The sequence below is a fragment of the Streptomyces sp. NPDC002867 genome (genome assembly GCF_053591895.1).
On record NZ_JBSFUR010000002.1, the window covers coordinates 332,095 to 341,494 of the forward strand.

The 9,400-nt window shown below is 67.4% G+C and carries 8 protein-coding genes; 4 read left to right on the plus strand and 4 right to left on the minus strand.

Translation table 11 applies throughout. The features are described from left to right. The first annotated feature begins 10 nt into the window (after window positions 1-10). From ACWD0A_RS03065 to ACWD0A_RS03075, 3 genes are all read left to right on the plus strand, one after another. Window positions 11-187 carry a hypothetical protein gene (locus ACWD0A_RS03065; RefSeq protein ID WP_177149456.1) on the plus strand — a complete coding sequence of 59 codons (177 nt, stop codon included), beginning with the start codon at window positions 11-13 and terminating at the stop codon, window positions 185-187. A gap of 72 nt (window positions 188-259) precedes the next feature. Beyond that, a complete protein-coding gene (gene dcd, locus ACWD0A_RS03070) occupies window positions 260-835 on the plus strand; it encodes a dCTP deaminase (protein WP_307714409.1) in 576 nt (191 codons plus the stop codon). A gap of 14 nt (window positions 836-849) precedes the next feature. Further along, window positions 850-1,359: a phosphoribosyltransferase gene (locus ACWD0A_RS03075; RefSeq protein ID WP_365995054.1), complete on the plus strand. Its 510-nt coding sequence runs from the start codon at window positions 850-852 to the stop codon at window positions 1,357-1,359. A gap of 251 nt (window positions 1,360-1,610) precedes the next feature. Here ACWD0A_RS03075 and ACWD0A_RS03080 read toward each other — a convergent pair whose 3' ends face one another. The 4 genes from ACWD0A_RS03080 to ACWD0A_RS03095 all read right to left on the minus strand — a co-directional run bounded on the left by ACWD0A_RS03080 (window position 1,611) and on the right by ACWD0A_RS03095 (window position 7,897). Next, complete coding sequence (locus ACWD0A_RS03080) at window positions 1,611-2,996, minus strand: YVTN family beta-propeller repeat protein (protein ID WP_451294007.1); 1,386 nt, start codon at window positions 2,994-2,996, stop codon at window positions 1,611-1,613. A gap of 863 nt (window positions 2,997-3,859) precedes the next feature. Further along, window positions 3,860-4,753 carry a Yip1 family protein gene (locus ACWD0A_RS03085; RefSeq protein ID WP_451294009.1) on the minus strand — a complete coding sequence of 298 codons (894 nt, stop codon included), beginning with the start codon at window positions 4,751-4,753 and terminating at the stop codon, window positions 3,860-3,862. 224 nt (window positions 4,754-4,977) lie between these two features. Beyond that, the gene (locus ACWD0A_RS03090; protein ID WP_451294011.1) at window positions 4,978-7,245 is read right to left on the minus strand and encodes a heterodisulfide reductase-related iron-sulfur binding cluster; all 2,268 of its coding nucleotides are present in this window, start codon (window positions 7,243-7,245) and stop codon (window positions 4,978-4,980) included. Between the two features lie 130 nt (window positions 7,246-7,375). Then, entirely contained in the window at window positions 7,376-7,897 is a 522-nt protein-coding gene (locus tag ACWD0A_RS03095) for a sugar transferase (RefSeq protein WP_451294013.1), read from the minus strand. 222 nt (window positions 7,898-8,119) lie between these two features. Between ACWD0A_RS03095 and dnaK the strand changes: the two genes are divergently transcribed. Next, the coding region (dnaK, locus tag ACWD0A_RS03100) for a molecular chaperone DnaK (protein ID WP_451294015.1) at window positions 8,120-9,400 on the plus strand (1,281 nt) is incomplete at its 3' end.

Genomic DNA, 9,400 nt, shown 5'->3' on the forward strand with positions numbered 1-9,400 from the left:
AAGGGGCCCGATGGACCTGATGGAGCGCACCGTCGTCCGCTGTGCCGAGGGGCACGTGTTCACCACCGCTTCGTTTCCGATGCAGCAGCTCGGTCCCGACCGGCTCGGACCGGGGCGGCTGATCCGGTGTCCGCGGTGTGCGCGGCTGCGGCATGCCGTGCCCGTCGTGGAGCAGAACAAGCGGTAGCCGAGGCGGCGGCCGGGCGCGCGGGCCGGTGTCCGATTGGGGCCGCCCGCGCGCTCTGCGTATCCTCGGGGCGTGCTTCTCTCAGACAAGGACATCCGGGCCGAGATCGACGCCGGACGCGTGCGCATCGATCCGTACGACGAATCCATGGTGCAGCCCTCGAGCATCGACGTGCGGCTGGACCGCTACTTCCGGGTGTTCGAGAATCACCGTTACCCCCACATCGACCCCGCCGTCGAGCAGGCCGATCTGACGCGGCTCGTCGAGCCGGAGGGCGACGAGGCGTTCATCCTGCACCCGGGCGAGTTCGTGCTCGCCTCGACCTACGAGGTCATCTCGCTGCCGGACGACCTCGCGTCGAGGCTGGAGGGGAAGAGCTCCCTCGGGCGGCTCGGCCTGGTGACGCATTCCACGGCCGGTTTCATCGACCCCGGGTTCTCCGGGCACGTGACCCTGGAGCTGTCGAACCTCGCCACGCTGCCGATCAAGCTCTGGCCGGGCATGAAGATCGGACAGCTCTGCATGTTCCGGCTCAGCTCACCCGCAGAGGAGCCGTACGGCAGCGAGCGGTACGGATCCCGGTACCAGGGCCAGCGGGGGCCGACGGCCTCCCGGTCCTTCATGAACTTCCATCGGACGCAGGTGTGAGGGCCGGAACGAACATGAGTGACGTACGGGAGAACCTGACGTACGAGCGGTTCGGCGGCGCGATCCGTGAGCTCGCGCAGACCATCGCCGACGACGGCTACGAGCCCGACATCGTGCTCTCCATCGCGCGCGGCGGCGTCTTCGTCGCCGGCGGTCTCGCCTATGCGCTGGACTGCAAGAACATCCACCTGGTCAACGTGGAGTTCTACACCGGCGTGGGGACGACGCTGGAGATGCCGGTCATGCTGGCGCCGGTGCCCAACGCCATCGACTTCTCCGACAAGAAGGTCCTGATCGCCGACGACGTCGCCGACACGGGCAAGACGCTCAAGCTCGTCCACGACTTCTGCGTCGACCACGTCGCCGAGGTCCGCAGCGCCGTGATCTACGAGAAGTCGCACTCGCTGGTGAAGTGCGAGTACGTGTGGAAGCGCACCGACGACTGGATCAACTTCCCCTGGTCTGTGTTGCCTCCATGCCGTAAGTCCGGCGCACCGATCTCTCCGTCGCGCGAAGCTCTATAAGAACACATCTGACCTGCTGTTCCGCCAGGCCTGTTGCGCGAGGCGCTCGCCACTCGCCTCATGCGTCGATGCGCGCGGTGTCGGCGATCGAGCACCCATGGCGCTGTCGTGGCCCTGCCTCTGGTTGAGGTCAGGGCCACGAGTCGTGAAGTAGATGACATGCCCTGTCGAGGCATGCTGTCGAGGTGATCAGCTGCGGGGTTGCGGGAGGCGGCGTGGAACTGCCGGGGCTTGGCCGCGCAGGATCACGTTCATGTCCTGGCCGGCGACAGTGCCGGGCCGGGGATAACGCTCAGGCCTTCCGGACCCGCCAGTTCTGACAGCCTGTCGGTCTTGCCGTTGAACCTGCAGAAGGTGGCGGTGGAGGGCTCGTAGGTGTCGTCGCCAGCGAAGGTGGCGGTGTAGCAGGTCTCGTTGGTCCGGCTGCGCGGGACCTTGCAGGTGGCCTTGCCCTTGCTGTCGGTGGTGTCGGTGCACAGCGAGATGGAGTCGGTGGTGAAGTCGATGGGCTTGCCTGCCAGGGGCCGGCCCTCGGCGGTCAGCTTGGCCTGCAGAGTGAGGCCATCCCTGCCCCCGGCGCCCAGGGCGTTCATGACGTCCTTCCCCTTCCCCTTCCCCTTCTTCTCCAGCCTCAGCGTCAGTTTGGTCGGGGTCCGGTCCGCATCGATGGTCCCGATCGCCACTCCGAAGGGGGAGTCGCCGACGGTGACGGTGGCCGTGACGGTGTTGGTGGCCGTGTCGATCACCGACACGCTGTCCGAGTCTGTGTTGGTGACGTAGACGCGTGAGCCGTCCGGGGTCACCGCCACAAACTGGGGGAAGTCGCCGACGATCACGGTGTCGATGACGGTGTTGGTGGCCGTGTCGATCACCGACACGCTGTCCGAAAGGGCGTTGGCGACGTAGACACGCGAGCCGTCGGGGGTCACTGCCACGCCGAACGGTGCGTCGCCGACGGTGACGGTGTCGATGACGGTGTTGGTGGCTGTGTCGATCACTGACACGTTGTTCGAGTTGCGGTTGGCGACGTAGACGCGTGAGCCGTCCGGGGTCACTGCCACGCCGAACGGTGCGTCGCCGACGGTGACGGTGTCGATGACCGTGTTGGTGGCTGTGTCGATCACCGACACGTTGTCCGAGCCGGCGTTGGTGACGTAGACGCGTGAGCCGTCCGGGGTCACCGCCACATCAACGGGGGTGTCGCCGACGGTGACGGTGTCGATGACCGTGTTGGTGGCCGTGTCGATCACCGACACGTTGTCCGAAAGGGCGTTGGCGACGTAGACGCGTGAGCCGTCCGGGGTCACCGCCAGCATCTGCGGTTCGTCGCCGACGGGGATGGTGGCGATGACGGTGTTGGTGGCCGTGTCGATCACAGACACGTTGTCCGAGCCGGCGTTGGCGACGTAGACGCGGGAGCCGTCCGGGGTCACCGCCACCCCGACGGGGAACTCGCCGACGGTGACGGTGTCGATGACGGTGTTGGTGCTGGTGTCGACCACCGACACGTTGTTCGCGCCGGCATTGGCGACGTAGGCGAACGTTCCGGTCTGTGCGGAGGCGGGCGTAGCCGCGGCAAGCGGGACCACGAGACCCACCAGGACCGCCGCTCCCGTCACCCAGGCCCGCAACAGCACCCACCACGAACCTCTGCCCCTGCGACTTCGCCCCCCACTCCCCTGCTCCGACGCCACCCGTACTGCGATACCTGACACGTAGACCTCCTGCAGTGCACGACACCGGAGTGCGTTCCAGTGCTCCGAACGGACTCGGCGACTGGTGCCCCGTCATGGACAGGCGGGATCGCCGCGGCGCTGATGATCGCCGGTCCGACGCTAAGCGCCGCGTTCGGCCCGTACTCGCTGGAGATCCCGGATAGCGCCGTATGGACGACTCGAATCCCCCTTGCGGGCCCGTCGTCCTCAGCAGTACTTCTCGCAGAAGCCTCTCGCTTCACTGGCCCAGCCTTGCAAGACCAGCGGAGAAGGGCCTTCGTCATGCGTGCCGGTTTCGGCTGGTTGGGGGCATGGTCAAGGGTCCTGGGCAGCTCTGCACCACAACCCGAAGCCGGGCGGGGGAGCGCGTGACCCGGAGTTGGTTGCCGCCTCGGCCCACGCGATGAAGGCCGCAGGGTTCATGGTTTTCGACGACCTGTGGACCGTGAACGGCGAGAACCTGGCGCAGTGCGACTCGGACTGCGGCCGACCGTACGGTCAGGCGTAGTCCACGGCAACAGCGCGCGGCCGGCCTCTGCTCGGGGTCGGCCGCCGCGCCCATGAAAGGAGCGAACGACCTTGTCCGGCCTGACTCCAGAACTCCCGATCGTCGTGTGCCCACGTCTCAGCGCCTTGTGCTGAACCGCCGCGGGTCCTCGGTCTGGAGCGTGGAGAAGCCCGTCGTCCGCAGGTCCGGGCAGGTTCTCGACGCGTAGGAAATCGCGCAGGACACCGCAGCGACACGGAAAAGGCCCCCGCCGACGGGGGCCTTTCCTCTGCCCGGATCAGATCGTGCCGAGCTTGATGATCGACAGCAGCGCGATCAGCTGGATCGCCGACGCGCCCAGGGCCTTCGGCCACGGCAGGTCGTGAGACTTGCTGACCATCGAGGTGAACAGCGCCCCGGCGGCCAGCCACGTCAGCCAGCCCAGCACCTGCACCAGGGAGTTCTCGCCGCCGAGGAAGAGGGCGAAGACCAGGCGCGGTGCGTCCGTGATGGACATGATCAGCATGGAGAGGCCGACCGTCGGCTGCCACGAGCCGTCGCCGCCGAACTGGCGGGCCAGTGTGTGGGTCACGGCACCGAGGATCAGGCCACTGATCACGAACGTGACGCCCGTGCTCAGCACGTACGGGATCGCGGTGGAGATCGTCGCGTTGATCGCCTCCTCGCGCGGCTCGTCGAAGCCGAAGATCGCGAGCAGGCCGTAGAGGAAGGTGACGACGAGCGCGGGGCCCCACACCGGGTAGTCGCGCATCTGCAGGAAGGTCGGGCCGGGGCGCATCACGATGCCGCTCAGCAGCTGCTTCCAGTGCAGGCGCGGGCCGGCGGGCGCGGCCGGGGCCGCGCCGGCGTGGTAGGTGGCGCCGTCGCCGTACACATCGTCGTGGACGCTGAACGCCTGCGTGTGGCCCGGGTGGTTGGCCGCGTACGGGTCGGGCGCGGGCGGTGCCTGGTGGTACGGGTCACCGAAGTACTCCGGCTCGTCGTACCCGCCCTGGCGGCGCTGCTGCTGATACTGCTGAGGCCCGCCACTCGTCTGGGGCCACTGCGGGGCCTGCTGCCCGTACGGAGGCGCGGCACGGCCGCCGCCCGTGGAGGGCGGCGGCGCCTGGGGCGCCTGCTGTTGTCGCGGGGTGCGGTTGTCCCGGCCGCGTCCGATCCTGAATCCAGCCACGTAATCGAACGTACCCGGTCCGCGCATGCCGGGTGACGGCGGACCGGAAACCGGGGGCCTTTGCGGCCGAGCTGTGACATCCCCTAGGGGAACCCCCGGGGGGTGGCTCCCGTACGCCTTCGCGGAGGTCAGGAACGGTGGAGGGGCGGCGGGGGATATGACAGAAGCGGCCGGTCCTGCCCCCGAGGCAGGTCCGGCCGCTCGCTGTTCCTACGGGAAGACGGCTACTTCACCGGCTCCGGTTCCGGCGTGTTCTCGGTCTCGGCCTCGCCCGCCGGGTCGACCGGGGTCTTGACGGAGTCGAGCAGCAGCTGCGCGACGTCGACGACCTGGAGGGACTCCTTGGCCTGGCCGTCGTTCTTCTTGCCGTTCACGGAGTCCGTGAGCATGACGAGGCAGAACGGGCAGGCGGTGGAGACGATGTCCGGGTTGAGGGACAGGGCCTCGTCCACGCGCTCGGTGTTGATGCGCTTGCCGATGCGCTCCTCCATCCACATCCGCGCGCCGCCGGCGCCGCAGCAGAAGCCGCGTTCCTTGTGGCGGTGCATCTCCTGCTGGCGCAGGCCGGGGACGGCCGACATGATCTCGCGCGGGGGCGTGTAGACCTTGTTGTGGCGGCCCAGGTAGCACGGGTCGTGGTAGGTGATCAGGCCGTCGACCGGCGTGACCGGGATCAGCTTGCCCTCGTCGATGAGGTGCTGGAGCAGCTGGGTGTGGTGGATGACCTCGAACTCGCCGCCCAGCTGCGGGTACTCGTTCGCGATCGTGTTGAAGCAGTGCGGGCAGGTCGCGACGATCTTCTTCGCCGACTTCGGCTTCTTCGTCGACTCGTCCTCGTCGTCCTCGCCGAACGCCATGTTCAGCATGGCGACGTTCTCCTGGCCGAGCTGCTGGAACAGCGGCTCGTTGCCCAGGCGGCGGGGCGAGTCACCGGTGCACTTCTCCTCGCCGCCCATGATCGCGAACTTGACGCCCGCCATGTGCAGCAGCTCCGCGAAGGCCTTGGTGGTCTTCTTGGCGCGGTCCTCCAGGGCGCCGGCGCAGCCGACCCAGTAGAGGTAGTCGACCTCGGTGAGGTCCTCGACGTCCTTGCCGACGATCGGGACCTCGAAGTCGACCTCCTTGGTCCACTCGACGCGCTGCTTCTTGGCGAGACCCCAGGGGTTGCCCTTCTTCTCCAGGTTCTTGAGCATCGTGCCCGCCTCGGACGGGAACGCGGACTCGATCATGACCTGGTAGCGGCGCATGTCGACGATGTGGTCGATGTGCTCGATGTCGACCGGGCACTGCTCGACACAGGCGCCGCAGGTGGTGCAGGACCACAGGACGTCCGGGTCGATGACGCCGTTCTCCTCCAGCGTGCCGATCAGCGGACGCTCGGCCTCCGCGAGGGCGGCCGCCGGGACGTCCTTCAGCTGCTCCTCGGAGGCCTTCTCCTCGCCCTCCATGGTCTTGCCGCCGCCGGCCAGCAGGTACGGGGCCTTGGCGTGCGCGTGGTCGCGCAGCGACATGATCAGGAGCTTCGGGGAGAGCGGCTTGCCGGTGTTCCAGGCGGGGCACTGCGACTGGCAGCGGCCGCACTCGGTGCAGGTGGAGAAGTCGAGGATGCCCTTCCAGGAGAACTGCTCGACCTGGGAGACGCCGTAGACGTCGTCCTCGCCCGGGTCCTCGAAGTCGATCGGCTTGCCGCCCGACGTCATCGGCTGGAGCGCACCCAGGGCGCTGGCGCCGTCGGCGTTGCGCTTGAACCAGATGTTCGGGAAGCCGAGGAAGCGGTGCCAGGCCACACCCATGTTGGTGTTGAGCGCCACCGTGATGGCCCAGATGAAGGAGGTGCTGATCTTCACCATCGCGGTGAAGTAGATCAGCGTCTGGAGGGTCGGCACGCTCAGGCCCTTGAAGGCCAGGACCAGGGGGTACGAGGCGAAGTACGCCGCCTCGTAGTGCTCGACGTGGTGGATCGCGCCCTCGAGGCCGCGCAGCACGTAGATCGCCAGGCCGATGGTGAGGATGACGTACTCGACGAAGTACGCCTGCCAGGCCTTGGAGCCCGCGAAACGCGACTTGCGGCCCGCACGGGACGGCAGGCTCAGCAGCCGGATCGCCATCAGTACGACGATGCCGAGGATCGTCATGACGCCGATGAACTCGATGTAGAGCTCGAACGGCAGGAAGCCGCCGACGACCGGGAGCACCCAGTCCGCCTCGAAGAGCTGCCCGATCGCCTGCACCAGGGTGGGCGGCAGCGTCAGGAAGCCGACGGCGACGAACCAGTGCGCGAAACCGACGATGCCCCACCGGTTCATCCTGGTGTGGCCGAGGAACTCCTTGACCAGGGTGATCGTCCGGGCCTTGGGGTCGTCGGTACGGCTGCCCGCGGGCACGGGCTGACCGAGCTTGACGAACCGGTAGATCTGCGCGACCGCTCGGGAGATGAGCGCAACGCCGACCACGGTCAGGGTCAGCGACACAATGATCGCGGCGAGTTGCATTGGGGGCTCCTCGGGCCTGCGAGGGTGGGATGGTCCAGCACTACTACTAAGCGGTAACTTAATCAGTCCGTGCTGAGCGTACCCACTTATTCCGCCGCACTGTAGCTGGGTGGGCGGTGATCTGTGTCGCTCAGGCAACCCTGACCGGAGGGCGCCCTGCGACCGCGGTGGGGACGGTTCTGGCCAGGATCATCAGGTCGAGTCCAAGCCAGTGCTGTTCCACATAATGCAGGTCGAGCACCGTCATTTCCTCCCATGGGAGCTCGGACCGCCCGCTGATCTGCCACAGGCCGGTGATTCCGGGCCGTACGGCGAGGCGGGCCCGCCCCGGGCCCGTCGGGGCCGGCTCGACGGGGAGCGGGGGCGGTCCGACGAGGGACATCTCCCCGCGCACGACGTTGATCAGTTGCGGCAGGCCGTCCAGGAACCGGCGGCGCAGCAGCCTGCCCACGGCCGTGACGTGACCGGCGTGCGTCATGCGGAACGTGAACCTCTGGAAGGGGCGGCCACCCAGGCCCGTGCGCGGTACGCGGTGCAGGACCGGCCCCGGTGACGTCACGGCGACGGCGGCCGCGGCGGTCAGTAGGACCGGGGACAGTGCCAGCAGCAGGAAGAGGCTGCCTGCGAGATCGACGGCTCGCTTCGCCGACATGAGCGCCCACCCTCCGTCGCGAATGATGGTTATTGACCGTTTTTTGCGACTATGACTGTCGCAGATCGTCCCCGATGCGAACGGGTGCGCCACGCGCGCGAGAGCAGGCTGCAGATAAGCGCCGGATAAAAGTTGAGTCGCCTCGACTCAGGTCTGTTGACTCATCGGGAGACGTGGGGCATCCTTGAGCCAGTTCCACTCAAGTCAGCTGGAGGAATTGAAATGGCACGTGCGGTCGGCATCGACCTGGGCACGACTAACTCCGTCGTCAGCGTTCTGGAGGGCGGCGAGCCCACCGTCATCACCAACGCCGAGGGTGCCAGGACCACGCCGTCCGTCGTCGCCTTCGCGAAGAACGGTGAGGTGCTGGTCGGCGAGGTGGCCAAGCGTCAGGCGGTCACCAACGTCGACAGGACCATCCGGTCCGTCAAGCGCCACATGGGCACGGACTGGAAGATCGAGCTCGACGGGAAGAACTTCAACCCGCAGCAGATGAGCGCGTTCATCCTGCAGAAGCTGAAGCGCGACGCCGAGTCGTACCTGGGTGAGAAGGTCACCGACGCGGTGATCACCGTCCCGGCGTACTTCAACGACTCCGAGCGCCAGGCCACCAAGGAGGCCGGCGAGATCGCGGGTCTGAACGTCCTGCGCATCGTCAACGAGCCCACCGCGGCCGCCCTGGCCTACGGCCTGGACAAGGACGACCAGACGATCCTCGTCTTCGACCTCGGTGGCGGCACCTTCGACGTCTCGCTGCTGGAGATCGGCGACGGCGTCGTCGAGGTGAAGGCCACCAACGGTGACAACCACCTCGGTGGTGACGACTGGGACCAGCGCGTCGTCGACTACCTGGTCAAGCAGTTCAACAACGGCCACGGCGTCGACCTGTCCAAGGACAAGATGGCTCTCCAGCGTCTGCGCGAGGCCGCGGAGAAGGCGAAGATCGAGCTGTCGTCCTCGACCGAGACGACGATCAACCTGCCGTACATCACGGCCTCCGCCGAGGGCCCGCTGCACCTGGACGAGAAGCTCACCCGCGCCCAGTTCCAGCAGCTGACGGCCGACCTGCTCGAGCGCTGCAAGACCCCGTTCCACAACGTCATCAAGGACGCCGGCATCCAGCTGTCCGAGATCGACCACGTGGTCCTGGTCGGCGGCTCGACCCGTATGCCCGCCGTCGCCGAGCTCGTCAAGGAGCTCACCGGCGGCAAGGACGCCAACAAGGGTGTGAACCCGGACGAGGTCGTCGCCATCGGCGCCTCGCTCCAGGCCGGTGTCCTCAAGGGTGAGGTCAAGGACGTCCTGCTCCTCGACGTGACCCCGCTGTCCCTCGGTATCGAGACCAAGGGCGGCATCATGACCAAGCTCATCGAGCGCAACACCACGATCCCGACCAAGCGGTCCGAGATCTTCACGACGGCCGAGGACAACCAGCCGTCGGTGCAGATCCAGGTCTACCAGGGCGAGCGCGAGATCGCGGCGTACAACAAGAAGCTCGGGATG

Bases quoted from the DNA above. Each gene is read 5' to 3' on its own strand.
- ACWD0A_RS03065 (WP_177149456.1), top strand. From the start codon at position 11: ATGGACCTGATGGAGCGCACCGTCGTCCGCTGTGCCGAGGGGCACGTG.
- ACWD0A_RS03075 (WP_365995054.1), top strand. From the start codon at position 850: ATGAGTGACGTACGGGAGAACCTGACGTACGAGCGGTTCGGCGGCGCG.
- ACWD0A_RS03090 (WP_451294011.1), bottom strand. From the start codon at position 7,245: ATGCAACTCGCCGCGATCATTGTGTCGCTGACCCTGACCGTGGTCGGC.
- ACWD0A_RS03095 (WP_451294013.1), bottom strand. From the start codon at position 7,897: ATGTCGGCGAAGCGAGCCGTCGATCTCGCAGGCAGCCTCTTCCTGCTG.